The organism is Kitasatospora sp. NPDC101108 (genome assembly GCF_055584725.1).
This window is the reverse complement of record NZ_JBVJLM010000003.1, coordinates 576,431-602,304: the sequence shown is the minus strand read 5'-3', so window position 1 is coordinate 602,304 and position 25,874 is coordinate 576,431. Positions and strand designations below refer to the sequence as shown.

26 protein-coding genes and 1 pseudogene are annotated in these 25,874 nt (G+C 72.5%); 15 read left to right on the top strand and 12 right to left on the bottom strand.

What is annotated here, in order from left to right:
- Nucleotides 1-21: 21 nt before the first annotated feature.
- Nucleotides 22-540: a GNAT family N-acetyltransferase gene (locus ACZ6Z8_RS11005; protein WP_465608306.1), complete on the bottom strand. Its 519-nt coding sequence runs from the start codon at nt 538-540 to the stop codon at nt 22-24.
- Between the two features lie 46 nt (nt 541-586).
- Here ACZ6Z8_RS11005 and thpR point away from each other — a divergent pair, with 46 nt between their 5' ends.
- Complete coding sequence (thpR, locus tag ACZ6Z8_RS11000; RefSeq protein ID WP_465608304.1) at nt 587-1,174, top strand: RNA 2',3'-cyclic phosphodiesterase; 588 nt, start codon at nt 587-589, stop codon at nt 1,172-1,174.
- A 261-nt stretch (nt 1,175-1,435) separates the two neighbouring features.
- Here thpR and serC read toward each other — a convergent pair whose 3' ends face one another.
- Together serC and ACZ6Z8_RS10990 are read right to left on the bottom strand one after the other, a co-directional pair.
- Nucleotides 1,436-2,554, bottom strand: coding sequence for a phosphoserine transaminase (serC, locus tag ACZ6Z8_RS10995; RefSeq protein WP_465608302.1), 1,119 nt, complete (start codon nt 2,552-2,554; stop codon nt 1,436-1,438).
- A 160-nt stretch (nt 2,555-2,714) separates the two neighbouring features.
- The gene (locus ACZ6Z8_RS10990; RefSeq protein WP_030287104.1) at nt 2,715-3,815 is read right to left on the bottom strand and encodes a citrate synthase 2; all 1,101 of its coding nucleotides are present in this window, start codon (nt 3,813-3,815) and stop codon (nt 2,715-2,717) included.
- Nucleotides 3,816-4,233: 418 nt separating this feature from the next.
- On the opposite strand from ACZ6Z8_RS10990, the gene pdxH reads away from it, so the two are divergent.
- From pdxH to ACZ6Z8_RS10935, 11 genes are all read left to right on the top strand, one after another.
- On the top strand, nt 4,234-4,866 hold the full coding sequence (pdxH, locus tag ACZ6Z8_RS10985; protein WP_465608455.1) for a pyridoxamine 5'-phosphate oxidase: 633 nt from the start codon (nt 4,234-4,236) through the stop codon (nt 4,864-4,866).
- Between the two features lie 169 nt (nt 4,867-5,035).
- Nucleotides 5,036-5,230, top strand: coding sequence for an FxSxx-COOH cyclophane-containing RiPP peptide (gene fxsA, locus ACZ6Z8_RS10980; RefSeq protein WP_465608300.1), 195 nt, complete (start codon nt 5,036-5,038; stop codon nt 5,228-5,230).
- A gap of 145 nt (nt 5,231-5,375) precedes the next feature.
- Nucleotides 5,376-6,770, top strand: a complete 1,395-nt coding sequence (locus tag ACZ6Z8_RS10975) for a TIR-like protein FxsC (protein WP_465608299.1) — start codon at nt 5,376-5,378, stop codon at nt 6,768-6,770.
- Nucleotides 6,767-10,780, top strand: a complete 4,014-nt coding sequence (gene fxsT / locus ACZ6Z8_RS10970) for an FxSxx-COOH system tetratricopeptide repeat protein (protein WP_465608297.1) — start codon at nt 6,767-6,769, stop codon at nt 10,778-10,780. The genes ACZ6Z8_RS10975 and fxsT overlap by 4 nt, the downstream gene beginning before the upstream one ends.
- 43 nt (nt 10,781-10,823) lie before the next feature.
- Nucleotides 10,824-12,002 (top strand): FxsB family cyclophane-forming radical SAM/SPASM peptide maturase, encoded by a 1,179-nt coding sequence (locus ACZ6Z8_RS10965; RefSeq protein ID WP_465608295.1) that lies wholly within the window; start codon nt 10,824-10,826, stop codon nt 12,000-12,002.
- A 239-nt stretch (nt 12,003-12,241) separates the two neighbouring features.
- A complete protein-coding gene (locus ACZ6Z8_RS10960; RefSeq protein WP_465608293.1) occupies nt 12,242-13,324 on the top strand; it encodes an aKG-HExxH-type peptide beta-hydroxylase in 1,083 nt (360 codons plus the stop codon).
- Between the two features lie 339 nt (nt 13,325-13,663).
- Entirely contained in the window at nt 13,664-13,849 is a 186-nt protein-coding gene (fxsA, locus tag ACZ6Z8_RS10955) for an FxSxx-COOH cyclophane-containing RiPP peptide (protein WP_033347760.1), read from the top strand.
- A gap of 56 nt (nt 13,850-13,905) precedes the next feature.
- Nucleotides 13,906-16,314, top strand: a complete 2,409-nt coding sequence (locus tag ACZ6Z8_RS10950) for an FxsB family cyclophane-forming radical SAM/SPASM peptide maturase (protein ID WP_465608453.1) — start codon at nt 13,906-13,908, stop codon at nt 16,312-16,314.
- A gap of 125 nt (nt 16,315-16,439) precedes the next feature.
- Nucleotides 16,440-17,213, top strand: coding sequence for an AAC(3) family N-acetyltransferase (locus ACZ6Z8_RS10945; RefSeq protein ID WP_465608291.1), 774 nt, complete (start codon nt 16,440-16,442; stop codon nt 17,211-17,213).
- Between the two features lie 241 nt (nt 17,214-17,454).
- A complete protein-coding gene (locus tag ACZ6Z8_RS10940; protein ID WP_465608451.1) occupies nt 17,455-18,123 on the top strand; it encodes a DUF4097 family beta strand repeat-containing protein in 669 nt (222 codons plus the stop codon).
- An 87-nt stretch (nt 18,124-18,210) separates the two neighbouring features.
- On the top strand, nt 18,211-19,308 hold the full coding sequence (locus ACZ6Z8_RS10935; protein ID WP_465608289.1) for a serine hydrolase domain-containing protein: 1,098 nt from the start codon (nt 18,211-18,213) through the stop codon (nt 19,306-19,308).
- A gap of 161 nt (nt 19,309-19,469) precedes the next feature.
- On the opposite strand, the gene ACZ6Z8_RS10930 is transcribed toward ACZ6Z8_RS10935, so the two are convergent.
- The 5 genes and pseudogenes from ACZ6Z8_RS10930 to ACZ6Z8_RS10910 all read right to left on the bottom strand — a co-directional run bounded on the left by ACZ6Z8_RS10930 (nt 19,470) and on the right by ACZ6Z8_RS10910 (nt 22,156).
- The gene (locus tag ACZ6Z8_RS10930; protein ID WP_465608287.1) at nt 19,470-19,883 is read right to left on the bottom strand and encodes a hypothetical protein; all 414 of its coding nucleotides are present in this window, start codon (nt 19,881-19,883) and stop codon (nt 19,470-19,472) included.
- 62 nt (nt 19,884-19,945) lie between these two features.
- Nucleotides 19,946-20,383 carry a DUF3574 domain-containing protein gene (locus ACZ6Z8_RS10925; RefSeq protein ID WP_402811622.1) on the bottom strand — a complete coding sequence of 146 codons (438 nt, stop codon included), beginning with the start codon at nt 20,381-20,383 and terminating at the stop codon, nt 19,946-19,948.
- A 59-nt stretch (nt 20,384-20,442) separates the two neighbouring features.
- Nucleotides 20,443-21,002: pseudogene (locus ACZ6Z8_RS10920) on the bottom strand (GNAT family N-acetyltransferase).
- A gap of 87 nt (nt 21,003-21,089) precedes the next feature.
- Nucleotides 21,090-21,284, bottom strand: coding sequence for a DUF397 domain-containing protein (locus tag ACZ6Z8_RS10915; protein ID WP_465608285.1), 195 nt, complete (start codon nt 21,282-21,284; stop codon nt 21,090-21,092).
- Nucleotides 21,285-21,286: 2 nt separating this feature from the next.
- On the bottom strand, nt 21,287-22,156 hold the full coding sequence (locus ACZ6Z8_RS10910; RefSeq protein ID WP_465608284.1) for a helix-turn-helix domain-containing protein: 870 nt from the start codon (nt 22,154-22,156) through the stop codon (nt 21,287-21,289).
- Between the two features lie 165 nt (nt 22,157-22,321).
- Here ACZ6Z8_RS10910 and ACZ6Z8_RS10905 point away from each other — a divergent pair, with 165 nt between their 5' ends.
- The 3 genes from ACZ6Z8_RS10905 to ACZ6Z8_RS10895 all read left to right on the top strand — a co-directional run bounded on the left by ACZ6Z8_RS10905 (nt 22,322) and on the right by ACZ6Z8_RS10895 (nt 23,630).
- The gene (locus tag ACZ6Z8_RS10905; protein WP_465608282.1) at nt 22,322-22,693 is read left to right on the top strand and encodes an ATP-binding protein; all 372 of its coding nucleotides are present in this window, start codon (nt 22,322-22,324) and stop codon (nt 22,691-22,693) included.
- A complete protein-coding gene (locus ACZ6Z8_RS10900; protein WP_465608280.1) occupies nt 22,690-22,941 on the top strand; it encodes a hypothetical protein in 252 nt (83 codons plus the stop codon). The genes ACZ6Z8_RS10905 and ACZ6Z8_RS10900 overlap by 4 nt, the downstream gene beginning before the upstream one ends.
- Before the next feature lie 161 nt (nt 22,942-23,102).
- Entirely contained in the window at nt 23,103-23,630 is a 528-nt protein-coding gene (locus ACZ6Z8_RS10895; protein ID WP_465608278.1) for a hypothetical protein, read from the top strand.
- A 13-nt stretch (nt 23,631-23,643) separates the two neighbouring features.
- Here ACZ6Z8_RS10895 and ACZ6Z8_RS10890 read toward each other — a convergent pair whose 3' ends face one another.
- The 4 genes from ACZ6Z8_RS10890 to ACZ6Z8_RS10875 all read right to left on the bottom strand — a co-directional run bounded on the left by ACZ6Z8_RS10890 (nt 23,644) and on the right by ACZ6Z8_RS10875 (nt 25,835).
- On the bottom strand, nt 23,644-23,829 hold the full coding sequence (locus tag ACZ6Z8_RS10890) for a hypothetical protein (protein WP_465608276.1): 186 nt from the start codon (nt 23,827-23,829) through the stop codon (nt 23,644-23,646).
- A 194-nt stretch (nt 23,830-24,023) separates the two neighbouring features.
- The gene (locus ACZ6Z8_RS10885; protein ID WP_465608274.1) at nt 24,024-24,278 is read right to left on the bottom strand and encodes a hypothetical protein; all 255 of its coding nucleotides are present in this window, start codon (nt 24,276-24,278) and stop codon (nt 24,024-24,026) included.
- 529 nt (nt 24,279-24,807) lie between these two features.
- Nucleotides 24,808-25,362: an NIPSNAP family protein gene (locus ACZ6Z8_RS10880; RefSeq protein ID WP_465608273.1), complete on the bottom strand. Its 555-nt coding sequence runs from the start codon at nt 25,360-25,362 to the stop codon at nt 24,808-24,810.
- The gene (locus ACZ6Z8_RS10875; RefSeq protein ID WP_465608272.1) at nt 25,359-25,835 is read right to left on the bottom strand and encodes a hypothetical protein; all 477 of its coding nucleotides are present in this window, start codon (nt 25,833-25,835) and stop codon (nt 25,359-25,361) included. The genes ACZ6Z8_RS10880 and ACZ6Z8_RS10875 overlap by 4 nt, the downstream gene beginning before the upstream one ends.
- Between the last annotated feature and the right edge of the window lie 39 nt (nt 25,836-25,874).

The following is a 25,874-nucleotide window of genomic DNA, read 5'->3' as shown; positions in this document are numbered from 1 at the left end:
GGCCAGAGGCGGACTGCGAGGTCAGAGGCGGATTTCGAGCACCTGGCCGGGCCAGGTGCCGGTGGGCTGCTCGACCTCGAAGCCCACGGTCTCGGTGAAGCCGAGTGCCCGGTACTGGCCGACCAGCTTGCGGTCGGCGCCGGCGTAGCAGTCCACCCGCAGCAGGCCGATGCCGCGCCGGCGCGCCTCCTCGATCGCGTCGGCGATCAGCGCGGCGCCGATGCCGGAGCCCTTGCGGCTGCGGTCGGTGACCAGGTTGCGGACGTAGAGCTCGCGCTCGTCCACGGCGGGGATGTATGTGCCGCGCTCCTCGGACAGCACGCAGCAGCCGACCGTACGGCCCTCGTCGTCCACCGCGAGGCGGATCAGGAACGGCTCGGCGGCGTACTGCTCGATGTGCTCCACCCGGGCCGGGTTGGTGGAGAACGGCTGGTCGCCCCACTGCCCGGTGCGGTCCTGGGCGGCCAGCCAGGAGACGGCGCCGTCGAGCAGGGACAGGATGTCGGGGACGTCCTCGGGACCCCCGGTGCGGATCTTCATGGACAACCGTTCTACCCCAACCGGCGGATCGCGGGAAGATTGGTCCATGAGGCTGTTCGTGGCGGTACTCCCGCCGGTCGTGGCGTTGCAGGGGCTCGCGGACGCGGTCGCGCCGGTGCGCGGGCTGCCCGGGGCGGACCGGCTGCGCTGGACCACCGTCGAGGGCTGGCACCTCACCCTGGCCTTCCTCGGCCAGGTGCAGGCCGAGCGGCTGCCCGAGCTGGAGGCCGGCCTGGCGGCCGTCGCCGAGGTGCACCCGGTGCACCGGCTGCGGATCGCGGGCGCGGGGCGGTTCGGCGACCGGGTGCTGTGGGCCGGGGTCGAGGGGCAGACCTGGGCGCTGCGCAGGCTCGCCGAGGCCGTCACCGGGGCCACCGCCGAGCTGACCGGGGAGACCGACGCCTTCGCCTTCCACCCGCACCTCACGCTGGCCCGGGCCGGCTCCTCGCGCGGCCACCGGCGGGCCGTCCAGCGGGTCGCGGCGGCCGAGCTGGACGTCCTGGCGGCGGCGCTGGCGGACTACCGGGGGCCGGAGTGGGAGGCCGCCGAGCTGCACCTGGTGAAGAGCGACCTGGACGGCGGTTTCGCCCACTACGAGTCGCTGCGCTCCTGGCCGCTGGCCGACTGGAGCTGAGGCTCCCGGATCCGCCCGGCGTGGTGCGAGCCGAGGGGCTCGGATTCGTGCGGGTGTGAGCCGGAGGTACGCTCGTTGACCGTGGATCCCAAGACTCGTATGCGCATCGTCTCCGGCACCCTGGTGCTGCTGCTGGTCGTCGTGCTGATCAGCTCACTGGTCGGCAAGTAGGCCGGCAACGGCCGAGGGCCGGCGAGCAGGCCGGGAACGGCTGAGGGCCACCGCCCGCAGGCGGTGGCCCTCAGCCGTGTTCGCGGGCGGTCAGAGCTGCTCGACCACGTAGTCGATGCAGTGGGTGAGCGCCTCGACGTCCGCCGGGTCGATCGCCGGGAACATCGCGATGCGCAGCTGGTTGCGGCCCAGCTTGCGGTACGGCTCGGTGTCCACGATGCCGTTGGCACGCAGTGCCTTGGCGACCGCGGCGGCGTCCACCGACTCGTCGAAGTCGATGGTGCCGACCACCTGGGAGCGCTCGGCCGGGTTCGCCACGAACGGGCTGGCGAAGGAGGACTTCTCGGCCCAGGCGTACAGCCGGGACGAGGAATCAGCCGTACGGGCGACGGCCCAGTCCAGCCCGCCGTTGCCGTTCAGCCACTCCAGCTGGTCGGCCAGCAGGAACAGGGTGGCGATCGACGGGGTGTTGTACGTCTGGTCCTTCGACGAGTTGTCGATGGCCGTCGGCAGCGAGAAGAACGGCGGGACGTACCGGCCGGAGCCGGCGATCTCGGCGGCGCGCTCCAGGGCGGCCGGGGAGAAGGTGGCCAGCCACAGGCCGCCCTCGGAGGCGAAGGACTTCTGCGGGGCGAAGTAGTAGACGTCGGTCTCGGTGATGTCGACCGGCAGGCCGCCGGCGCCCGAGGTGGCGTCCACCAGCACCAGCGAGCCCTCGTCGGCGCCGGCCGGGCGCCGGATCGGCATCGCGACGCCGGTCGAGGTCTCGTTGTGGGTGAGGCCGTAGACGTCCACGCCCGCCTCGGCGACCGGCAGCGGGTGGGTGCCCGGGGCGGTCTTGATCACCGTCGGCTCGGCCAGCCACGGGGCGGCCTTGACCGAGGAGGCGAACTTCGAGGAGAACTCGCCGAAGTCCAGGTGCTGGGACTTCTCCCGCACCAGGCCGAAGGCGGCGATGTCCCAGAAGGCGGTGGAGCCGCCGTTGCCGAGGACGACTTCGTAGCCCTCCGGCAGCGAGAAGAGGCTGCTCACGCCCTCGCGCACGCGCTTGACCAGGTTCTTGACCGGGGCCTGGCGGTGCGAGGTGCCGAGCAGTGAGGTCTGGGTGGCGGCGAGGGCACTCAGGGCCTCGGGGCGCACCTTGGACGGTCCGCAGCCGAAACGGCCGTCTGCGGGCTTGATGTCAGCGGGGATCTGGATCTGAGCCACGCGCGCAGCCTACCGGCCGGGGGCCCCGCGGGGTACGGTCGTCCGCCCGCTGAGACTGTGATCTTGACAGCGCGCGGGGGTGCGACAGCGGGCCCGGCCGGAGCCGGACCCGCTGGTCAGGGGTGCTTTCGCGGCCGGATGCCCGGCGTGCTCAGCGCTTTCAGTGGGCGATGGCGTCCCAGCCCTCGATCTCCTCGGGGCGGCGCGGGCCGGGGCCGATGTAGCGCGCGGAGGGGCGCACGAGGCGACCGGTGCGCTTCTGCTCCAGGATGTGCGCCGACCAGCCCGCGGTGCGCGCGCAGGTGAACATCGAGGTGAACATGTGCGCCGGGACCTCGGCGAAGTCCAGCATGATCGCGGCCCAGAACTCGACGTTGGTGGCGAGCACCCGGTCGGGGCGGCGGGCGTGCAGCTCCTCCAGCGCGGCCTTCTCCAGCGCCTCGGCGACCTCGAAGCGCGGCGCGCCGAGCTCCTTGGCGGTGCGGCGCAGCACGCGGGCGCGCGGGTCCTCGGCGCGGTAGACGCGGTGGCCGAAGCCCATCAGGCGCTCGCCCTTGTCCAGCGCGTTCTTGACCCACTTGACGGCGTCGCCGGTGCGCTCGATCTCCTCGATCATGCCGAGCACACGGGAGGGGGCGCCGCCGTGCAGCGGGCCGGACATCGCGCCGACCGCGCCGGAGAGCGCGGCCGCGACGTCGGCGCCGGTGGAGGCGATGACCCGGGCGGTGAAGGTGGAGGCGTTCATGCCGTGCTCGGCGGCCGAGGTCCAGTAGGCGTCGACGGCCTTGACGTGCTTCGGGTCCGGCTCGCCGCGCCAGCGGATCATGAAGCGCTCGACGACCGTCTCGGCCTTGTCGATCTCGCTCTGCGGGACCATCGGCAGGCCCTGGCCGCGGGCGGACTGGGCGACGTACGACAGCGCCATCACGGCGGCGCGGGCGAGGTCGTCGCGGGCCTGCTCGGCGGAGATGTCGAGCAGCGGCTTGAGGCCCCAGACCGGGGCGAGCATGGCGAGCGCGGACTGGACGTCGACCCGGATGTCGCCGGAGTGGACCGGGATCGGGAACGGCTCGGCGGCCGGCAGGCCGGGGTTGAACTTGCCGTCCACGAGCAGGCCCCAGACGTGGCCGAAGGAGACGTGGCCGACCAGGTCGTCGATGTCGACACCGCGGTACCGCAGGGCGCCGCCTTCACGGTCGGGTTCGGCGATCTCGCTCTCGAACGCGACGACTCCCTCAAGCCCGGGTACGAAATCGGACATGCGACGGCTCCTTCAGTTCTGCGATCGGCGGTCCGCCGTGGTGGGGCGGCTCGCCAGTGACCGAATCGTGGTTGGCACTCGGTGCCAGAGTGACAGGCACGGGGTGCATTGCGCCATACACCACCGCGGTGATGTTTCCCGCGGGACCGTTTGACTTCTCCGCCGAGGGGTCGGTCGTGCCCGGGGGATTCCCGGAACCAAACGCCCGGTTCCGGACAATTCCCCGTATGGCGGGCGGCCAAGCGGTGGCGAGTCACCATATCTCCGACCGGGGTTTGTCCGGAGGTAGCGGTGCCGGTTGCTTGTCGTACGGGATGATGTTGGCGTGCAGACCCCGGAACGCGCCCAGTCGACGCCCCTGAGCCCCGCCACCCGGACCCTGGCCGAGGTGGCCAGCCCCGGCCCGGACCTCACCGTGATGCGCAAGCACTACACCCACGAGGGCCTGGCCGAGGGGCAGCTCGCGCCCGAGCCGATCGCCCAGTTCACCCGCTGGTTCCTGGAGGCGGACGGCGCCGGGGTGGTGGAGCCCAACGCCATGGTGCTCTCCACCGCCGACGCCCAGGGCCGGCCCAGCTCGCGGACCGTGCTGCTCAAGGGCTACGACGCGCGTGGCTTCGTGTTCTTCACCAACTACGGATCCCGCAAGGGCTCCGAGCTCGCCGCCAACCCGTACGCCGGGCTGCTCTTCCCCTGGATCGCGCTGGCCCGCCAGGTCATCGTCCAGGGCCGGGTCGAGAAGGTCGGCCGCGACGAGACCGCCGCCTACTTCCGCACCCGCCCGCACGGCTCCCAGCTCGGCGCCTGGGCCAGCGAGCAGTCCAGCCCGGTCAGCGGCCGCGACGTCCTCGAACAGCGCTACGCCGACCTGGAGCGCCGCTACCCCGAGGGCGAGGGCGTGCCCGTCCCGCCGTTCTGGGGCGGCTACCGGGTCGTCCCGGAGAGCGTCGAGTTCTGGCAGGGCCGCGAGAACCGCCTGCACGACCGCCTCCGCTACCTCGCCGACCCGACCGCCCCGACGGGCTGGCGGGTGGAGCGCCTCTGCCCGTGACCACGGGGCGTCGGCGGCCGTTCGTATCACATCCGGACGCGGCGGGCGCACGGGAACTGACGCTCCGTCACCGATTTGTGTAGGATGTGCGCGTCGTGGACCGGGGTCGATTCCATTTCGGCCACCGGCCCGCCGTGTCGGCGTGATCGAGCGAGGGACTAAGGGACTGATGAGCGTCACCGGTGCGGAAACCGCCGCGGGGCTCGGCTCCGACCTGGTCGACGTCGCCGCCCTGCCGATCGACGAGCTCGACGCCCTTCCCGACACCGTCCTCGGCGACCTGCTGCGCCGGGTCGTGGCGGACGCCCTGACCCCCGGGGCGGAGCCGCTCGCCGCCTTCCAGTCGGCGCTCGAACTCCGCTGACCCGCCGCCGATGGGGCCGCTGACCGCCGGTTAAACCACCGACGGCCGGTAAAATCGCCAACTCCCTTAACTGCTGGTGCAGTTCGCGACATGCTGGGTAATAGACCAGCGCCGTCACGGCACCGTCGGGGTCGGGGGGAAACAGGTGAGTGAACGGGAACAGCAGCGGCCGTACTTCTTCTTCAGCTACGCGCGTCGGGACTTCGAGGCGGGGGACGCCTTCGTCGACCAGTTCTTCAACGACCTGAGGGACGAACTCGGGCGCATCCTCGGACCGGCCGTCCACGCCGACGAACTCGCCTTCCGGGACACCGAACGGCTGCGCCTGGGCGACGAGTGGGCCGAGAAGCTGGCGCTGATGCTCGGCCGCAGCCGTACCATGGTCGCGCTCTACTCCCCGGCCTACTTCTCCAGCCTGTACTGCGGCAAGGAGTGGACGGCGTTCCGCGGCAGGGTCCGGCGCCACCACGAGGAGACCGCGGAGCTGGTCTCGGCGCTGATCCCGGTGCTCTGGGAACCGGTCGCACCCGGCGAACTGGTCACCGAGGTCACCAAGATCCAGTGGGCCCAGCCGGACATGGGGGACGCCTACGCCCGGCACGGCCTGCGCGCCCTGCTGCGCACCGCCCAGCAGGACGCCTACCGGCAGGTCGTCCGGGTGGTCGCCGGGCGGATCCGGGAGGCGGCCGTGCGGCGGCTCGCCGAACTGCCCGAGTTCGACCTCGACGCCGTCCGCGGCTACTTCCCCGGACCGGCCGCGCCGGTGCCCGCCACCGAGCCCGGCATGGTGCGGCTGTTCATCGCCGCGGGCCGGGCCTCGGAGGCCGCCGCCGAGGGCGGCTCGTACGCGGGCGGCTGGTACGGGGCCAAGCCCTGGCACTGGGCGCCGTTCTTCCCGCCCGCCCAGCCGTCGCTGGCCTCCCGGGCCCAGCAGGTGATCACCAACGCCGGGCACACCACCACGCTGGAGGAGATCGGCGCCGGCCTCGGCGAGAAGCTCGACCAGGCCCGCGAGGACAGTCAGGTCAGCGTGTTGCTGGTGGACCCCTGGGCGGCCGGGAGCGAGCGCTACCGGGCCGCCTTGCGCGAGTACGACGACCAGAACCACCCGGTCACCGGCGTCGTGGTGCCGATCGGCGGCAGCGACCCGGACGGGGAGCGCGAAGCGCCGTGGGTGGGCGTGCGCGGAGTGTTCCGCCGCAACTGGTTGCGCCGGCGTGATCCGGAGCAGTTGTTCCGGGTGAAAGTGAGCCGGGAGAGCTTCGACAACGACCTCGCCATCATGGTGACGGTTGCTCAGAACAAGCTCATGGACGACAACTTGGATTGGGGGGACGATGGCGGCGACGCCTTCGGCTTCGGCCCCGGCGGCGGCCCTGACATGCCCGGGCTGACCATCCCGGCCGGCCCGCCCGGTCCCTCCGGTCCGCCGCGCAGCCCGTCCGCGGGCCGCGGCCCGGGCCCGACACCGAACGACATGCCGGGCCAGCGCCCGGGCAGCCACGACGGCTCTGTCCCGTTGAGGGGAGACGGACGATGAACACTGAGCCCGGCGCGGAGCCGGGACGCGGCGGACCGGGTTCGGTCGTCACGTTCTACTCGTTCAAGGGCGGCACCGGCCGGACCATGGCGCTCGCCAACGTCGGCTGGATCCTCGCCAGCCGGGGCCTGCGCGTCCTGGTGGTCGACTGGGACCTGGAGGCGCCGGGCCTCCACCGCTACTACCACCCGCTCCTGGTCGACCCCGAACTCCACTCCACCGACGGGCTGATCGACCTGCTGCGCTCCTACGTCAAGCAGGCGCTGCCCTCCGCCGCCGGGCCGACCGGCCGTCCCCCGGCCGCCTGGCTGGACGAACCGGGACGCCTCGACGGCTACCTCTGCGGCCTCGCCCTCGACCTGCCCGCCGGCGGCCGGCTCGACTTCCTGCCCGCCGGGCGGCAGAACGCCGCCTACGCGGCCGCCGTCACCAGCTTCAACTGGCGCAGCTTCTACCACGGTCGGGACATCCGCGGCGGCGAGTTCCTGCGCGAACTGCGCGAACGCTGGGCCCGCAGCTACGACTACGTGCTCATCGACAGCCGCACCGGCGTCAGCGACACCTCGGGCATCTGCACCGTGCTGATGCCCGACACCGTGGTCGACTGCTTCACCTTCAGCGCCCAGAACATCCGCGGCGGCGTCGACGCGGCCCGGGCCATCGCCGAGGCCGAGGAAAGGGTCATCCGCGTCCTGCCGGTGCCGATGCGGGTCGAGGACGCCGAGCAGGAACGCCTCGAAGCCGGCCGGGACTTCGCCCGGGAGGCCTTCGCCCCCTACCTCGGCCGCTGGCTGCCCGGGGACCGGCGGGCCGCCTACTGGGCCGACGTCGAGGTGCCGTACAAGCCGTTCTACGCGTACGAGGAGGTGCCGGCCACCGTCGCCGACCGGCCGCAGGAGGCGCGCAGCCTGCTCAACGCCTTCGAGCGGCTCGCCGAATGGATCACCGACGGGCGGGTCCGCTCGCTGCGCCCGCTCAGTTCCGAGGCCCGCCGCCGGCTCTACGGCGCCTACCTGCGCTCCGCCCGGGCAGTGCCCCGCCAGGTCTTCGTCAGCTACGCGCCCGAGGACCGGATGTGGGCCGAGTGGGCGGCCGGCACCCTCACCCGCTTCGGCTACCAGACCTCCCTGCACAACGCCGCCGAGCCGCACGGCGGCCAGCGGCCGCCCGAGGTCACCGGGCCGCTCGACGGCCAGGGCCGACTGCTCGCGCTGCTCTCGCCCGAGTACACCGCCCTGCCCCGCGCCGCCGAGGTCTGGCAGCTCCTCCAGGGGCGCGAACTCCCCTCCGGAGCCTCGGCGCTGGTCGCCTTCCGGCTCCAGGACTCGGACGAACCGGTGCCCCGCACGTTCGTCGGCCAGGCGGTGCCCGACCTGATCCGCTCCTCCGCGACCGGCGCCGAGGCCCAGCTGTACGGCGAACTCGGCCCGCCGCCCGGCAGCAGCCGCCAGTTCGACTCCGACAGCGGCGAGTTCCTCGCCCCGGCGCGCTTCCCCGGCACCGCCCCGCAGGTGCAGGAGGCGCCCTCGCGCAACGCCGCCTTCATCGGCCGCGGCAAGCTGCTCGAACTGCTCCGCAACCGCTTCACCGGCGGACCGGCCGCCGTCCTCAGCCAGGTCCTCTACGGCTTCGGCGGCGCCGGTAAGTCCCAGATCGCCGCCGAGTACGCGCACCGCTTCAAGTCCGCCTACGACGTCATCTGGTGGGTGCCCGCGGAGGAGCCCGCCAACATCCCCCAGAAGCTCGCCGAACTCGCCCCCCGGCTCGGCGTGCCCACCAGCGACGACGTCGCCCACACCGCCGCCGCCGTCCTCGACGCGCTGCGCCGCGGCCACCCGTACCGCCGCTGGCTGCTGGTCTTCGACAACGCCGGCACCCCCGAGGAGCTCGCCCCCTGGCAGCCCGGCGGCTCCTCCGGCGGGCACGTGCTGATCACCTCGCGCAACCAGGGCTGGGCCCGGCACGCGGGCCTGGTCGAGGTCGACGTCTTCCTGCGGGAGGAGAGCATCCGGCTGCTGCGCCGCTTCAACGGCGGCCTCTCCGCGGAGGACGCGGACCAGGTCGCCCACCGCCTCGGCGACCTCCCGCTCGCCGTCGGCCAGGCCGCCGTCTGGCTGCAGGAGACGTCGATGCCGATCGCCACCTACCTCGAACTCCTCGACGGCGAGCTCACCGAGATGCTGGAGCGCACCCGGCTGCGCCCGGCCGAGTACCCCCACTCCGCTGCGGCCACCTGGCGCATCTCGGTCGAGGAACTGCGCCGGATGAACGCTCCCGCCGCCCAGATCCTGGAGATCTGCGCCTTCTTCGGCCCGGACGCCATCCCGATGCGGCTGCTCTACAGCCGGGCCGTCACCCGCGCCCTGCGGCTGCCCCCGCGCGCGCCCCGCGACAAGCTCGCGATCGGCGAGTTCCTGCGCGCCATCAACCGGTTCGGGCTCGCCCGCACCGACCAGGGCAGCGAGACCATCACCGTGCACCGGCTGGTCCAGGCCGTGCTCCGGGACCAGGTCGAGGAGGGGCGCCGGGCCGAGCTGAGCGGTGTCGTGCACGCGGCCCTGGCCACCGCCAACCCCGGCGACCCGGACATCCCCGCCAACTGGGCCGAGTACGCCGAACTCCTGCCCCACCTCTGGCCGTCCGGTGCGCTCGACAGCTCGGACGAGGACGTCCGGCAGTGGATCATCGACTCGGTCCGCTACCAGTGGAAGCGCAGCCTCCACGAGTCCGGCCGGGAACTGGCCGAACGGACCCTGGAGCACTGGCGTGAGGACGGCTACGGCGGTCCCGGCTTCGACGTCGACAACGACGCCCAGACGCTGATGCTGCGCACCCAGTTGAGCAACATCCGCCGCTCCCAGGGCGCGCTCCAGGAGGCGTACGAGATGGACCGGGACATCCTGGAGCGGTTCACCGCCACCCTGGGACCGGAGCACTCGCACACGCTCGCCGTCGCCAACAGCCTCGGCGCCGACCTGCGCTTCCTCGGCCGCTACGACGAGGCCCGCGCGCTCGACCGCAGGACCTTGGACGCGGCCCGGCGCACCCTGGGCCCGGACCACCCGCGCACCCTGATGATCACCAACAACCTCGCCGTCTCCGACTACCTGGCCGGGGATCGCCGCGCCGCCCTGGAACGGCACCGCAGCAACTACCTCCAGCAGCGCGACGCACTCGGCGCGCACAGCCTGTACGCGCTGTCCTCCGCCTCCAACTACGCCCGCGACCTGCGCGAGACCGGGCGGCTGCGGGAGGCGCTGGACCTGCTGGAGGAGACCGTCCGGATCTACCAGCAGACGATCGGTGACAACCACACCGACACCCTGCGCGCCCGCAAGAACCTGGCCGTGGCGCTGCGCCGGGCCGGGCGCTACCACGAGGCCCTGGAGATCGACGAGGACATCTACCAGCGCTACCTGGACATCAACGGCGCGGAGCACCCGGACACCCTGGCCGCCGCCACCAACCTGGCCAGCGACCTCAACGCGCTCGGCGACACCGACCGGGCCATCCCGCTGGCCGAACGGGCGCTCGCCCGCTACCGCGACTACCTGGGCGAGGACCACCCGGTCACGCTGGCCGGGGCCAACAACCTCTCGGTGTACCTGCGGCTGGCAGGGCGGCTCGCGGAGGCCCGGGAGCTGTCCGGGCGCACGCTGACGCAGTTCCGGACCGTCCTCGGCGCCCACCACCTCTACATCCCGATCGCGATGATGAACCACGCGAACGACCTGGCGGTGGGCGGCGAGATCCGGGCCGCGCTCGCCCTGGAACTGGAGGCGGCGCCGCTGATGAGCGAGGCGCTCGGCCCGGACCACTACGACTCCATCGGCATCAACTCCAACCTGTCACTGAGCCTGGCGGCGGTCGGGGAGGGCGAGCGGGCCGCCGACCTGCGGGCGGACTGCATCCGGCGGGCCCGGGTGACGCTGGGGGAGGAGCACCCGACCACGGTCGCGGTGAAGGCGGGGACGCGGCTCGACTCGGACGTGGAGCCCCCGCACGTGTGACGGGCGGTCAGCGATCCCGCCGGGCGGTGCTAGGTTCACGCGCATGGTGCCGTTCCGGCAGTTCCTGCTGAAGATCCACAGCCGTTGCAACCTGGCCTGCGACTACTGCTACATGTACGAGGGCGCCGACCAGAGCTGGCGCGAGCGGCCCCGGCGGATGGAGGCGGCGACCGTGCGCCGCACCGCCCGGCGGATCGCGGAGCACGCGGCAGAGCAGGGGCTGGACGAGGTCTCCGTGGTGCTGCACGGCGGCGAGCCGCTGCTCGTCGGGCCGGCCCATCTGGAAGCGCTGCTGGCCGAGTTGGCCCGGATCGCCGACGCCGGGCCGCGGGTACGGTTCAGCCTGCAGACCAACGGGCTGCGGCTGTTGGACCAGCCCGTGCTGCTCGACGTGCTGCACCGCTACCGGGTCGGCGTGGCGGTCTCGCTGGACGGCGCCCGGGTCGACCACGACCGGCACCGGCGGCTGCCCTCCGGCGCGGGCAGCTGGGAGCGCACCGCGGCGGCGGTGCGGCTGCTCGGGTCGGACCGGCACCGGGAGCTGTTCGCCGGCCTGCTGTGCGTCGTCGACCTGGCCGCGGACCCGGTCGCCACCTACGAGGCGCTGCTGGAGTTCGCGCCGCCCCGGCTGGACCTCCTGCTGCCGCACGCCACCTGGCGGGAGCCGCCGGCGGGCGTCCGGCGGTCCGTGCCGTGCTCGGTGCCCTCCGGTGCCGACCCCGCGCCGTACGGGGAGTGGCTGATCGCCGCCTTCGACCGCTGGTACGACGCGCCCTACCGGGAGACCGGAGTGCGGCTGTTCGAGGAGTTGTCCGTGCTGCTGCTCGGCGGACGGGCGGCCAGCGAGGCGGTGGGGCTGGCGCCGGTGGACCTGGTGGTGGTCGAGGCGGACGGCACGATCGAGCAGGCCGACAGCCTCAAGGTGGCGTACGAGGGGGCCGCCGGGACGGGCCTGGACGTGTGGCGGCACGGCTTCGCGGAGGCGGCCGCGCACCCGGCGTTCCGGGCCCGCCAACGCGGCCTGGCCGGGCTCGGGCCGGTGTGCGCGGCCTGCCCGCTGGTCCGGGTTTGCGGCGGGGGGCTGTACGCCCACCGCTGGGCGGGGGACGGCTTCGGCCACCCGTCGGTGTACTGCGCGGACATGGACCGGCTGATCCGGCACATCGCGGGGCGGCTGCGGGCCGGGGTGGCGGAGCTGGCCGGGGCGGGGCAGCGGCGGTAGGGAGCCCGGGCGGGCCCGGCGCGTGCCCCGCGGGTGGCGTTCGCCCGTCCGGGTCATGCGTGGGCCCGGACCGGCTGAGTCGGCACGGCGCGGGGAGACTGCGGGCGGGCCGGACGGGTGGTCCGTCCGGCCGCTCAGGGCCTCCAGGGCCGCCAGGGCGTTCGGGGCCTCCACGGCGTTGGGGGCCTCCACGGCGTTGGGGCGTTCGGGATTTCGGGATTTCGGGAGAGGACGGACCGGTGACGGGTACGGGCGAGGCGGTGGCGGCCGGGGTGCCGGGTGCGCGCGGGGCGTGGGGGAGCGGCGGGGACGGCCTGCCCCGACACGTCATGGACCGGGCCACGTTCCGGGCGGTCGCGGGCGCGCGCGGCGGTTCGGATGCCGTCCGGCTTTTGCGCGCCGGACAGTTGAGCAAGCGCGCACTGCTGCTGCTGGCGCTGCGCCGGGCGGCCCCGCAGGACGGGGGCTACCGGGAGGCGTACGACGAGCTGTGCGCGCTCCGGCGGACCGACCGGACGCGCTGGGAAGAGGTACTGCTGCGGCCGGAGTTGGACGCCTGGGCGGCCGGCCGTCTGCGGGCGCTGTCGCTCGGCGCGGCGGTGTCGTCGGATGGGCTGGGCGGGCTGGACGGGTTCCTGCGGCCAGGCGTCGGGCCGGTGCTCGATCTGGAGTGCGACGGCCTGCGATGGACGCCGGTGGTCGACCACCTCGGCCCGCGCCGGGTGGACTTCGGCCGGCCGCCGGCCGGCCCGCTGTCGGCGGACGAACTCCAGCGATGGGAGGCGCAGTTGGCGGCCGCGTGGGAGATCCTGGTCCGACGCCACCGCCGGCATGCGGAGGCGGTGGCGGCCTGCGTCGCCGTCGTGGTGCCGCTGCACCCCGCCCCGGGCGGTGAGGCCGTCAGTGCCGCCGCCCGCCGGGCGTACGGGGCGGTGGCCACCTCGCTGCCAGGTGATCCGACACTGCTGGCGCTGGCGCTGGTGCACGAGTTCCTGCACGTCCAACTCGGTGCTCTGCTGGACCTCGTGCCGCTGCACCGGCCCAACGGTCCGGCGGTCTACCACGCCCCCTGGCGGCCCGATCTCCGCCCGGTCGGTGCGCTGCTCCAGGGGACGTACGCGCACCTGGGCGTGGCATCCTTCTGGTGCGCCGAGGCGGCTGCGAGGGTGAGTGAACCGGCACGTGCGGCAAGGGAGTTCGCCCACTGGCGGGCGCACGCCCTGACGGCGGCCGGGACTCTGCTGGAATGCGGTGAACTCACGGCGGCGGGGAGGGAGTTCACCGAAGAGCTGGCACGTTCGATCCGCGAGCTGGGCGGTTGAGGCGGCTCGCCCGGGCCCGGGAGTTCCGTCGGTCGGGTATCGGCGCGGCGGTTTCGGGAGCGCTTTTGCTCCCGTGGTGCGGAGCCCGTGGGAGAACCGGCCGAGGGGCTCGAACGCCTGCTCCGGTCAACGCGCTTCGGCGTGCGCCATGGCGAAGTGCGCGACCGCTGAACGGGTGAATTCTGGGCCCTCCACGCGCCGTGGTACGGCGTCCGCCCGCTGGGCAGACCAACTTGGGGAGGCAAGGTGCCGCGCGGAGTCCTCGCGGGCACTACATTGGTCGCAACCGGGTGGCCTACCCGCACTCGGCAGGTCCTAACCGCGCCTAAGGAAACGAATATGACTCCGGTAACCAGCACCAGGCCGGCCGGCAACCTCACTGACACTCAGGAGACGCCGGAACGCCCGTCCCTCGCCGAGCTCGCCGCCCTGGGTGCGGAGGAACTCGCCTCCCGGCTGCAGCGCGCCCTCCCCGGCGCGGAATCCGGCCGCGTGCCGGTGGCGGCCTTCAACTCCTCGATCTGAACCGGACCGGAACACCGAAACGGACCCCAGGCCGAGCTGAACCTGCCACACCCATGATGACGCGAATTCCGGTGCCACTGACGCAATTCGTGGTCAAGATGCACAGCCGGTGCGACCTCGCCTGCGACCACTGCTACGTCTACGAGCACGCGGACAGCAGCTGGCGCTCCCGTCCCAAGGTCATCGGGGACGGGATCCTGGCCAAGGCCGCCGAGCGGATCGGCGAGCATGCGGTCGCCCACCGGCTGTCCGCCGTCCGGGTCGTCCTGCACGGGGGAGAGCCCCTGCTCGCCGGCCCGGACCGGTTGCGCCGCGCCGCCGAGGCACTGCGGGCCGCGCTGCCGCCCGAGTGCGCCCTCGACCTGCGCATCCACACCAACGGCGTGCTGCTCAGCCGCGCCTTCTGCGCGTTGTTCGCGGAGCTGGACGTCAAGGTCGGCGTCTCGCTGGACGGCGACAGGGCCGCCAACGACCGGCACCGGCGGTTCGCCGACGGGCGGAGCAGCCATCCGCAGGTGCTGCGGGCGGTGGGGCTGCTGAACGAGCCCGAGTACCGGCACCTGTTCGCCGGGTTGCTGTGCACCGTCGACATCGAGAACGACCCGGTGGCCGTGTACCGGGCGCTGGCCGGACTGCGGCCGCCGGCGGTGGACTTCCTGCTGCCGCACGCGACCTGGGAGGAGCCGCCGAAGCGGCTCCCGGGGGGCGGGGAGGCGCCGTACGCGGACTGGCTGCTGGCCGTCCACCGGCTGTGGGAGGCGGACGGGCGGCCGTTCGCCGTGCGGACCTTCGAATCCGTGCACCGGACGCTGCGGGGGCTGTCCAGCCTGACCGAGTCGCTGGGGCTGGAGCCCTCGGATCTGGCGGTGCTGGAGACGGACGGGACGTTCGAGCAGGCGGACAGCCTGAAGACCGCGTACGACGGGGCGCCCGCCACCGGGATGAACGTTTTCGCACACAGTCTCGACGACCTCGCCCGGCACCCCGGGATCGCCGCCCGGCAGTCCGGTCTGGCCGGGCTGAGCGCGGCCTGCCGGGCCTGCGCGGTGGTGCGCTCCTGCGGGGGCGGGTTGTACGCCCACCGCTACCGGGCGGACACTGGCTTCGACAATCCCTCCGTCTACTGCGGTGACCTCATGACGCTCATCAACGGCATTGCGGGCAGCGGTGGTTCGCCCTCGGAGTCGACCACCGTTCCGGCCCAGGGCGGGGAGCCGCAGCTGTCGGCGGCGCTCGCCCCCGCCCAGCTCGACGAGCTCGCCCGTGGGTACGGGAGTGCTGACACCGTCGCCGCCCTCGGGCGCTCCCAACTCGCGCTGACCCGCGCCATGCTGGCCGCCGCCTGGGACGCCTCCGGGCAGGGCCGGGCGGAGGCCTGGGAGCTGCTGTCGGAGCTCGACGGGGTGGCGCCCGCGGCCGTGGACGCGGTGCTGGCGCACCCGTACGCCCGGGCCTGGGCCGCGCGGCGGCTGGCCGGGGACCTGGCGGTCGGGCTCGGGCCGCTGGCCGCGCTGGCCGCCGCGGCGGCGGTGCGGGCCGGGCGCGGGGACGCGGTCGCGGTGCCGGTGCGGGACGGGTGGCTGCACCTGCCGACGCTGGGGCGGGTCGCGGTGCCGGACGGCGAGGCGGTGGTCACCGGGCGGGCGGACGGCTTGGAGGTGCGGGCCGCCGACGGCTCGGTGCGCACGGCCCTGGACCAGCCGCTGCGGCGGGTCCGGCTGGCCGGGGGCTGGACGGTCGCGCTGGAGGACCTCGACCCGCTGCGGGACAGCCACGACCACCCGGTGGCCGAGCGGCTGCCGGAGGCCGAACTGCTGGGCTGGACGGGAGCGTTGCGGGAGGCCTGGGAGCTGCTCGGACGCGACCTGCCCGGCTACGCGGAGGGCATCCGGGCCGGGCTGGGGACGGTGACCCCGCTGCGGCCGGGACCGGCGGGCCGGGACGTCAGCTCGGCGGCGCGGCAGGCGTACGGGGCGGTCGGCATCGCCCGGCCGGCCACGGCGCCGACCCTGGCGCTGCTGCTCGCGCACGAGTTCCAGCACGTGAAGCTGGGGGCGGTGCTCGATCTGTTCGACCTCCACGACCGGGCCGACGACCGGCTGTACTTCGCTCCCTGGCGGCCCGATCCGCGTCCGCTGGAGGGGCTGTTGCAGGGCACGTACGCGCACCTCGCGGTGACCGAGTACTGGGGCACCCGGACGGCCGCGTACGACGGCCTGGCGGGGGAGGCCGCCGGTCGGGCGCGGGCGCAGTTCGCGCTCTGGCGGCGGTACACGGCGGAGGCGGTCGAGCGGCTGGCCGAGTCGGGCGCGCTGACCGGGCTCGGGGTGCGGTTCGCGGAGGGAATGCGGGAGAGCGTCGACCCGTGGCTCGCGGTGCCGCTGCCGGCGGCGGCCGAGCGGGACGCCGAGCGGTTGCGGCGGGAACGCGACGAGGGCGGGCAACCGCGGTCGGTCGGGGTCTGACGAGGAAGTGCCGGGGTCCGACGAGGAAGTGCCGAGGTCTGACGAGGAAGTGCCGAGGTCTGACAGGAAGTCTCGACGTCTGACGCGAAGTGTCGCGGCCTGACGGGGAATGGGGAGGGTCGCCGGTGATCTCCACTGCCTCGCTCGTCGAGGGGTTCGTCCGGTTGGGCGTCCGGCCGGGCATGGTGCTGCACGTCCAGGCCTCGCTGCGGGCGCTCGGGCCGGTCGAGGGCGGGGCGGGGGGCGTGGTCGACGCCCTGTGCGAAGTCCTGGGACCGGCAGGGACGTTGGTGGCGTACACCGCAACGCCCGAGAACTCCTCGACCTCGCGGATCCACCAGGAGGCCGTCGCCGGGCTCACCCCGGCCGAGGCCGAGGCCCACCGGGCGCGGATGCCGCGCTTCGATCCGGCGGTCACTCCGGCGTCCCCGACCATGGGGGTGCTGTCGGAGGCCGTCCGCACCCGGCCCGGCGCCCTGCGCAGCGGCCATCCGCAGACCTCCTGGGCGGCCCTGGGCCCCCGGGCGGAGGAGATCACCGCCGGTCACCCGCTCACCTCCCACCTGGGTCCGGAGTCCCCGCTCGGGCGGCTCTACGAGCTGGACGCCCGGGTGCTGATGCTCGGCGTCGGGATGGCCCGGTTCACCGCCTTCCACCTGGCCGACCTGCGCCAGCCAGGGGTCCGGCTGCGCGAGTACCGGTGCGTGGCCCCGGACGGCTGGACGGCCTTCCGGGCACCCGAACTGGACGACCTGCACTTCGCCGAGCTGGGGGAGCGGGTGCTCGGCGCGGCGACCGGGATCTCCAGCGCGCGGATCGGGACGGCCGACTGCCGGCTCGTGCCCGTCCGGGAGGCCGTCGACCTCGCCGACGGGTTCCTGCGTCGGGCCCGGGGCTGACCGCCGATAGCCCCACTGACGCCCCGTCATAGCGTTCACGCCCAGTCCATTGCAATGAATGGACTGGGCTTCGTTGCATTCCTGGCAGGATCGTTGCAATGAATTCATGCCGTCTGCCTGCAGTAATAGCTGTTTTGCGCAACGAGGCTGTTGCCTGATCATCGAACGCAACGTAGCGTTTCCTTCATCAGAAAGCGGCGGGGCCGAAGGAGCCGACGCCGTGGAAGAGAAGGAGCGCACGATGCAGAAGTTCGCCACCCCCGCCCCGGTCTCGGCCGTCCTGGACATCCCCGCCGGCCACATCCGGTTCATCGCCGGGGACCGCACCGACACCGTGGTCGAGGTCCGGCCCGCCGACGCCGGCAGGAGCCGGGACGTGAAGGCCGCCGAGCGGATCGAGGTCGCGTACGCCGACGGCGTGCTGCGGATCCACGCCCCGGAGGCGGAGAACCGGGTCCTCGGCAACTCCGGCACCGCCGAGGTGACCGTCCAGCTGCCCGCCGGCTCCCGGGTCGACGCCAAGGCCGCGCTCGGCGAGTTCCGGGGTGTCGGCCGGCTCGGGGACGTCACCCTCCGGGCCGCCCAGGGCACCGTCAAGCTCGACGAGACCGCCGGCACCGATCTCGTCCTCCAGGCCGGGGACATCACCGTCGGCCGGCTCGGCGGAGCCGCCGAGATCCGCACCGGGAAGGGTGACCTCCGGATCGCCGAGGCCGTCGGCGGCACCGTCACCCTGCGCACCGAGTACGGGCAGATCGAGGTCGGCGCCGCCCGTGGGGTCTCCGCCGCCCTCGACGCCGGGTCCGGCCACGGCCGGATCCACAACGCCCTGAAGAACGCCGACGGCATCCCCGGCCTGACCATCCACGCCACCACCGGCTACGGCGACATCGCCGCCCGCAGCCTCTGAACCGTCCGCGGTCCCTGAACCGTCCGCGTCCCTGAACCGCCCGAAGTCTCCGAGCCGAATCCCCAGCGTAAGGAAGAAGGACCGACCATGAGTGACAGCACCGCCCAGGACCGCCCCGACCTCCAGAAGGCCCTCCAGGACGTCGTGGACGTCGGCTTCGCCGGCATACAGATGCGGGTGCACGACGGGAGCGGCGAGCACCGGGAGTGGGTCGGCAGCGCGGGGGTGAGCAAGCTGGGCGAGAGCGCGAAGCCGTCCACCGAAGGGCAGTTCTGGATCGGCAGCAGCACCAAGTCCTTCGTGGCGGCCCTGGTGCTGCACCTGGTCGCCGACGGCATGATCGAGCTGGACTCCCGAGTGGCCGAACACCTGCCCCGGTTCGGCCTGGACGAACGGATCACCGTGCGGATGCTGCTCCAGCACACCAGCGGCCTCTACAACTGCACCGGCGAGCTCGACGAGAAGGGCACGTTCGTGCCCGGGCTGCCGTCGACCGGCAAGCCGTGGGTGGAGAACCGGTTCCACAGCTACCGGCCGGACGAGCTGGTGCGGTTCGCGCTGTCGAAGCCGGCACGGTTCGAACCGGGCACCGGCCAGAGCTACTCCAACACCAACTACACCCTGGCCGCGCTGCTGGTCGAGGCGCTCAGCGGCCGCTCGCACGCCGAGGAGATGCAGCGGCGGATCCTGCGGCCGCTCGGACTGCGGGGCACCCTGGTGCCGGGCGACTCGCCGGACATCCCCGGCCCGCACGCCCACGGCTACTACCGCTACCAGGACGGCGAGGAGTGGAAGGTCGTCGACGTCTCCCGGCAGAACTCCTCGCTGCTGACCGGCTCGGGCGACATGATCTCCACCACCCGCGACCTGCACGTCTTCTTCGCCGCGCTGCTCGGCGGCAGGCTCCTGCCGGCCGCACTGCTGGACGAGATGCGGACGCCGCACGGCCCGCTCGGCTACGGACTCGGGCTGTTCGTCCAGGACCTGGGCCCGGAGAGCGGAGGCGTCACCATCGTCCACCACAACGGCGGCGCCCCCGGTGGCTACGGTGCGCTGATGATCAGCTCCCCGGACGGGAGCCGGACCCTCACCGCCGGGCTGACCACCGGCGATTCGGACGCGGACCCGGCGCAGGAGTTCCCGAAGGCGCTCAACGGGCTGATCAACGCGGTCTTCCGCCGCTGACTCCCCCTGCCTCGCCCGGCCGCCGGGGATCACCGGAGCGAGAAATGCGCAGGAAGTCGACGGGGCCGACTTCCTGCGCGGCGGGAGCCGCGGCGGGTGCGCAGAGTCTCCGGAGGGATGGGCCGCGCGGCCGAGCCGTGGCGGCCGGGCTCCCGGGCCTGCTACGGGAAGACGGGGGCGCCGTTGTCATCGATCCACGGCTGCCGGTCCCGGTCCGGCTGCCGGCCGACCATCGCCCATACGGCGTGCGCCGCCGCGAACTTCACGTCGCCAGGGCCCGTGTCCACCGGCGATGTCACGATCTCGACGACCGACACGGACAGCCCGCGACTCTCCTCGGGAAGCTGCGCCAGCGCATACCGGGCGCCCTCCAGCGCCTCCGCCCGAAACTGCTCATCGTCGCCCTGGACGGCACCGACGGTGGGCCCGTACGACCGGACGCGCCACCCGAACACGTCCGCGCCCATCCGGACAGCGGGCTCGGCCGACGCCTCTCCGCGCATCGTGACGTGGGCGAAGCTCGCCCATCGGCTGGTCTGACGGAGCAGCTTGTAGCTTCCTTCCATGTCCGGCATCCTTCCCGACGCCCCGGGCCGCGCACGACTCCACCTCGGGACGCTCACCAAGCAGGCCCTGGCTAGAACGATGCCTTGACCGCTTCGTCCACCCGGCCGACGGCCTCCTGCTGGAAGCGCTGGTCGTAGCTGCGGCGGATCTCCTCGACGGCTGCGCCCGCCGGCTTCGCCTGGGGGGTCGGGTACAACAACGTGACCAGGTAGGAGCGTTCGTGCTCGATGACGCCGAAGCGGTCCCGGTACTGGCCGCGCGCCTGTTCGACGGTGAGGCCGTCGGGGAAGCGCGGGGTGATCACCGAGTCGACGAAGTCCTGGAACTCCTGGTCGGTGACGGCGGGGCCGCCGTCGGGCCGCTCGGTGCCGAAGAACAACTCGGTCCGGGTGTACGGGTCGTGCGGCGCGGTCGGGGTGCCCGCCGCACCGGCGACCGGGGCGAGTGCCGCGCCCGTCATCAGCACGGCGGCGCCGGCGAGCAGTCCGGCCCAGGTTCTCGTTTCCATGACGGGATCAACGGCCGGACGGGCCGGGGGATGCACTGCTTCGGCCGCACGGGTGACGGCTACCGGCGCCGCCGCCAGTCGGCGCGGGTGAGCTGGTACTCGACCTCGCCGTGTTCGGAGCCGGGGATGGCGTCCGGCCAGTCGCCGGTGAAGTTCCGGAGGAACGACAGGCCGGACTTCTCCATCACCCGCCGGGAACGGGAGTTGACGGTCATGGTGTTGGCGGTGACCCGCTCGACGCCGAGGTCGGTGAAGCCCTTGTCGATCAGCGCGCGCGAGCCCTCGGTGGCGTAACCCTTGCCCCAGGCCGTCCGGTTCAGCCGGTAGCCGAGTTCGACGACGGCGGGGGTGTCGTCGTCGAGGGGGCGGAACTCGAACCAGCCGAGGAAGTGGCCGGTGGCCCTCTCCTCGGCGGCCCAGAAGCCCCGGGTGCCGAAGCAGGGGTGTCGTGGAGGAGACGCGGCAGCACCCGGGTCTCGACGGTCTCCCGGCTGGTCGGCTCACCGCCGTTGATGAAGCGCATGACCTCCGGATCGTTGTCCAGCGCGTGGAGGTGATCGGTGTCCGCTTCGGTGAACGGGCGCAGGGTGAGCCGTGCGGTCTCAAGGAAGACGTGCATGTGGTGATCCTGGCTGCCCGGTGAGGGGCGTGCCACCGGATATCCGCTATCCGCGCCCCGGCGACGGGCCGGGGCGCGGGGGAGCGGTCAGGCGACGAAGTGGTCGAACTCGCCGGCCTTGGCACCGTTGATCCAGGCGTGGAGCTTGGCGCGGGTGGTGGTGACGACGGTGGTGGGATCGTCGGACTCGCGGATGTAGACGTGGTCGCCGGCGGAGGCGATTTCGACGCAGTTGGCCTGGTCGGTACTGAAACTCGACTTCTGCCACGTGAGCTGGCGCATGGTCATCGTCCTTGGATTTTGTATCTGACGTGTTGGATCAAGCCCAGTGAGTCACGATAGGTGGCGGAGGGCGTCGGCGTGGAAGCGGACAGGGGCGGAAGAGACAAGCCCCTGAGTCGGTCGAACTTCTGGTCGAACGTTGCGATGGACTCAGGATCGCCAATGAATGCGACGCCATGAGGCTGTTCGAGAAAGAGCGTGTGAAGTCGGCTGTGCGTCGCGCGGATGAGCATGAACGGTGTCTCGCTTGCCGCATAGGTCGTGCAGTCGAACGGGAGGATCTGGATCGTCACGTTCGGCAGCTGACTCATCTCGATGAGGTGATTCAGCTGGTCCCGCATGACGGTCGGGCCGCCGTACATCATGTGCAGGGCTGCCTCATGGATCACCGCGCGGACGTGGGGCGCTCTTTCACCGGTCAGTAGCTTCTGGCGTTGGTGACGGAACTCGACCTTCCTCTCGTTGTATCCATGGATGACCTCGCTGTAGGCCTTGGTCTGCAGCAGGCCAGGGACGAGGAGAGTTTCGTAGCAGTCCAGGGCGATTGCGCCGGCCTCCGCCTCGGCCAGATCGAGAGCGTGAGGAATCACATCGTGCTTGTAGTCGGTCCACCACCCTTTACCCGAGCTCTCGCACAGGGCGCCGAGGCCGGACCGGTACGCGGGATCTGAGACATCGCACAGGTCGAGCCAGGTGGTCATTCGTTCAATGTTTAGACCCATCCTGCCCGACTCGATATGGCTGACGGCCGGGCCCTTCACGCCGATCGCTTGTCCGATCTCCACCGCTGAGCGTCCGGCGGCATCGCGCACTCGACGAAGCTCCTCACCAAGACGTCGCTGGCGTTCGCTGATCCCAGGCCTGAGTCCCATGGATGTACCCCTCCTCCAGATCCTTGCCTACGGAAAGTGTAGAGCCATGTGCGGAGCGTGTTGCAGCTTTCATGGCTAGTCCACTAAAGTCTTAGTGCACTGCTCGCCAGACGTGGCGTCATGCCGGTCTGCGCGTAGCTCATTTGAGCTGATGGGAGACTCCCCATGTGTGACCCCAACCTCAACTCCCCCTCCCTCACCGTCTCGCGCGAGCTGTTGCGCGACGTCATGGAGCGCGCCGGGTACCTCCGCTCCTCCATCGCCGACGCCGAACTCGCGCTCGTCGAGCTGATCTCGAACGCCTGGCGGCACGGCCGCACCCCCTCGCCCGCCGTCGCCATCAGCGCCGAGGGTGGCACCGTCCGCGTGGTCGTCGCCGACCGCAGCTCCGAGCTGCCCCGGCGCCGAGCGTTCACCGAACTCTCGGAGTCCGGACGGGGGTTGCAGCTGGTTGAGGGGCTCACCCATCGCTGGGGTGCCGAACCGCTGAAGCTCGGCAAGCGGGTCTGGTTCGAGGTGGACGGCCTGCTCGCGTGAACGCCCTCCACCCCATCCACCCGGCCGATCCGGCGATCCACCACCTCACGGGCCCGCAGCTCACCGAGCTGATCGTGGAGCTCCGCACCGAGGGACGCGAGTTCGGCCTCCTCTGGCCGTCCGCGAAGCCGGGCGAGCAGATCATCAACGGCCGGGTGCTCGTCAATCTCGGCAATGTCCCGGCCAGTACCGTGATCAACCTCCTCGCGTTGCTGCGCGAGTTCAAGCGGACTCGGCGTCGAGTGTGACCGGGCCGCTGTTCCTCGTCCTCGTGGCAGCCGTGCTCGGCGGATGGTGCCAAGTTTGGTCCCAGCGGTTCCGGGAGTGTCACACGGGGTGATGGGCGCGCGGGCCCCGTTCGCAAGCGGGGCCCGCACCGATGTCGGTCCCCGTTCCTAAGCTCAGTGGCATGCCAGATGCCTACACCGTGTTGTGGACCCAGGACACCTGCCGCGCGCTGCGCAAGGAGGGCCGCGTGGGTCAGCGGCCGCCCGTCGCCTTCAGCGGGGTGCACCAGTCGCTGCCCGCCTGGTCGGGCGCCCGCGCGGGGGACGAGGTGTACGCGCTGCACGTCAAGCAGTGCGAGGTGTTCGTGGTGAGCCGGATGCGGATCGTCGACCGGGAAGGCGGCGACTGCTGCGGCGCCGAGCCGAAGACCTGGCAGCACCCGGCGTTCCCCGGGCACACCGACTGGTGGATGCTCGGTGCCGGCGGCTGCGGAGCCGATGCCGTCCACGTGGACGCCACGCCGATCCGCTTCGACCAGCGGATACCGGGCGACCTCCTGCCGCGCCTGACCTGGCGCAACCGCCGCAACCAGACCCGGGGGCTGAAGTACGTGGTGGACGGACGCCTCGAACGGTTCGTCAGCCTCCAGGGGTTCTACCGGCTGACCCCGGAGTCGGCCGACGAGCTGGCGGAGCTCGTCGGGGCCTGAAGCCCTCGGGCTGTCAGGTCGCACCGAGCGCCTCGGCCACGGCCGCTCGCACCGCTGCTTCGGTGAGGGCGGGGCGACCCGTGGCGGCGGCCATCTCCGCGAGCGAGGTCATGGCGACCTCGGGCAGCCCGCAGGCGGTGAAGGCGGAGAACTCCGCCAGGTGCGGTGCGACGTTCAGCGCGAACCCGTGGCTGGTCACGCCGCCGCGAATTCTCATGCCGATTGAGGCGACCTTCCGGTGCTCCGGCGTCCAGAAGCCCACCAGACTCTGCGGCTTGGGCGGGGTGGCGCGCCGAACGGTCTCAGGCCCAGCGACACCAGGGCGCTGATCAGGCCGTTCTCCAGCCAGCGCACGATGTCGCCGGGGCCGACCTCGCGGAGGTTGATCACCAGCTAGCCGATCGGCTGCCCGGGGCCGTGGTACGTCGCCTGACCGTCCCGGTCCACCCCGACCAGGGGTATCCGGCCGTCCGTGGGCAGCTCATCGGGTGGCGTTCGGGCGCTGTATGTGATCACCGGAGGGTGGGTGAGCAGCACCAGCCGATCCTTGATCGACCCTTCCTGCCGCTGCCGGACCCAGCCACTCATCCGCTCGACGGCCTCGGTGTACGGCACCTCGCCCAGATCAACCCGCTCCAGCTCGCCCATCCCGACCTCCCCGGTGCCTGACCCCTCCCACGGACAGGCCCGAGCGTATGCCGCCCCCTGCACAGGAAGTCTGCCTGGCCGACTTCTCCTGTGTGCGGGATCAGAGGACCGCGCAGGCGGCGAGCAGGGCGTCGACCCGGAGCCGGAGTTCGGGGAAGTGGGCGCCGGTGATCGGACACTCGCGCAGATTGCGGTTGTTGACCCAGCCGCCGATGGGCTCGGCCCCAGCCCGCCCCCCTCCGAGACCGGTCCAGCATGACAGGGCCGGTTTGCGTAAGAAGTCGGTCCGGTCGACTTCCTGTGTGGGCGCCCGGGGGGTGGATGCCGGGGGTGTCGGGTTGTTGTTGGTGGGTGTCGGGGTTGGTGGGTGTCGGGGTTGGTGGGCGCGTGGGGCTGATCGCGTAGGAAGTCGGACTGGTCGACTTCCTACGCAAGGCGCCCAGGGGGTGGGTGCCGGCGCGGTGTTGGTGGGCGCGTGGGGGTGGCTGCGTAGGAAGTCGGCCGGGCTGACTTCCTGCGCAACGCCTCCCTAACCCTTCACGGGCTCCAGGTGGAGGTGCTGGTGGGGCCAGGGTGGGGGCTCCTCGGTCGGGCCGAACCAGAGGCGGGCGTCTTCGCCGGTGCGGACAGGGAGTTGGGGGAAGTCGTTCTCGGCGTGTTCGGTGCGGTGGAGGGCGTGCTCGGGGCGCAGGTGCCGGGCGGCCCAGGTGTCGAAGGCGGCCGGGTCGGCGGGGTGGCAGATGGTGGCGCGCAGTTCGCGGCCGTCCGTCGGCAGCGCGAAGCCGGGGCCGCGCAGCAGCAGGACGTCGTCGCTGTCGACCATGGTCGCGTTGGCCGCGTCGCGGTGCTCCCGCCAGACCGGGCCGTAGTAGAACGCCTCCAGGGCGCGGCGGCGCTCGGCCATGGATGGGAAGGCGCGGAGCCAGACGAAGCGGTCCGGGTCGTCCAGGTCACGGAAGCGGCCGCCGACGGTGATGCCGACCGCCTCCTGGCCGGTCACGAACTCCCGCTCGAACAATTCGATCAGGGTCTCGCGGGCGCCGGGGTGCAGGGTGTACCGGCGCAGTTCGACGACGAGGTTCATGCGCCGAGCCCGCCCAGGGCCGGACCGGTGCGGGTGAGGTCCATGGTCCAGTTGTGCTCCCAGCTGAGGCCGCCGTCGGCGGAGAACTCCTGCTCCCAGCGGGCGGTGTCCGGGCCGAGCCGGTACCAGGTGAAGTGCACCCGGATCGGCCGGCCGTCGAGGGTGTCCTCGCCGTGGAAGTCGCCGCGGTCGCCGGTGAAGCCGCCGATCACCGGGGGGTCCAGCCGGCCGGTCCGGCTGTCGGACCAGTGGATCGACCACTGCTCGGTCGCGCGGTCGAACAGCCGCAGGGTGACGCCCCGGCGGCCGAGGGTCGGGAAGTCGATCTCGTCGATGTTGCCGCCGCCGCCGAACAGCGGCCGGATCACCGACCGGCCGGGGAACTCCTCCCAGGTGCCACCGCCGCTGAGCGGCGCGGTGAGGCGGCGGTTGGCCACGTCCCACGAGCCGTGAAGGAAGTCGAAGTCGTTCATGCGCCGCAGGCTAGGGGCCCTCCACTGACAACCGGTGTC

Bases quoted from the DNA above. Each gene is read 5' to 3' on its own strand.
- ACZ6Z8_RS11005 (WP_465608306.1), bottom strand. From the start codon at position 540: ATGAAGATCCGCACCGGGGGTCCCGAGGACGTCCCCGACATCCTGTCC.
- thpR (WP_465608304.1), top strand. From the start codon at position 587: ATGAGGCTGTTCGTGGCGGTACTCCCGCCGGTCGTGGCGTTGCAGGGG.
- ACZ6Z8_RS10990 (WP_030287104.1), bottom strand. From the start codon at position 3,815: ATGTCCGATTTCGTACCCGGGCTTGAGGGAGTCGTCGCGTTCGAGAGC.
- pdxH (WP_465608455.1), top strand. From the start codon at position 4,234: ATGCGCAAGCACTACACCCACGAGGGCCTGGCCGAGGGGCAGCTCGCG.
- fxsA (WP_465608300.1), top strand. From the start codon at position 5,036: ATGAGCGTCACCGGTGCGGAAACCGCCGCGGGGCTCGGCTCCGACCTG.
- fxsT (WP_465608297.1), top strand. From the start codon at position 6,767: ATGAACACTGAGCCCGGCGCGGAGCCGGGACGCGGCGGACCGGGTTCG.
- ACZ6Z8_RS10965 (WP_465608295.1), top strand. From the start codon at position 10,824: ATGGTGCCGTTCCGGCAGTTCCTGCTGAAGATCCACAGCCGTTGCAAC.
- fxsA (WP_033347760.1), top strand. From the start codon at position 13,664: ATGACTCCGGTAACCAGCACCAGGCCGGCCGGCAACCTCACTGACACT.
- ACZ6Z8_RS10950 (WP_465608453.1), top strand. From the start codon at position 13,906: ATGACGCGAATTCCGGTGCCACTGACGCAATTCGTGGTCAAGATGCAC.
- ACZ6Z8_RS10940 (WP_465608451.1), top strand. From the start codon at position 17,455: ATGCAGAAGTTCGCCACCCCCGCCCCGGTCTCGGCCGTCCTGGACATC.
- ACZ6Z8_RS10935 (WP_465608289.1), top strand. From the start codon at position 18,211: ATGAGTGACAGCACCGCCCAGGACCGCCCCGACCTCCAGAAGGCCCTC.
- ACZ6Z8_RS10930 (WP_465608287.1), bottom strand. From the start codon at position 19,883: ATGCCGGACATGGAAGGAAGCTACAAGCTGCTCCGTCAGACCAGCCGA.
- ACZ6Z8_RS10925 (WP_402811622.1), bottom strand. From the start codon at position 20,383: ATGGAAACGAGAACCTGGGCCGGACTGCTCGCCGGCGCCGCCGTGCTG.
- ACZ6Z8_RS10915 (WP_465608285.1), bottom strand. From the start codon at position 21,284: ATGCGCCAGCTCACGTGGCAGAAGTCGAGTTTCAGTACCGACCAGGCC.
- ACZ6Z8_RS10910 (WP_465608284.1), bottom strand. From the start codon at position 22,156: ATGGGACTCAGGCCTGGGATCAGCGAACGCCAGCGACGTCTTGGTGAG.
- ACZ6Z8_RS10905 (WP_465608282.1), top strand. From the start codon at position 22,322: ATGTGTGACCCCAACCTCAACTCCCCCTCCCTCACCGTCTCGCGCGAG.
- ACZ6Z8_RS10895 (WP_465608278.1), top strand. From the start codon at position 23,103: ATGCCAGATGCCTACACCGTGTTGTGGACCCAGGACACCTGCCGCGCG.
- ACZ6Z8_RS10885 (WP_465608274.1), bottom strand. From the start codon at position 24,278: ATGGGCGAGCTGGAGCGGGTTGATCTGGGCGAGGTGCCGTACACCGAG.
- ACZ6Z8_RS10880 (WP_465608273.1), bottom strand. From the start codon at position 25,362: ATGAACCTCGTCGTCGAACTGCGCCGGTACACCCTGCACCCCGGCGCC.
- ACZ6Z8_RS10875 (WP_465608272.1), bottom strand. From the start codon at position 25,835: ATGAACGACTTCGACTTCCTTCACGGCTCGTGGGACGTGGCCAACCGC.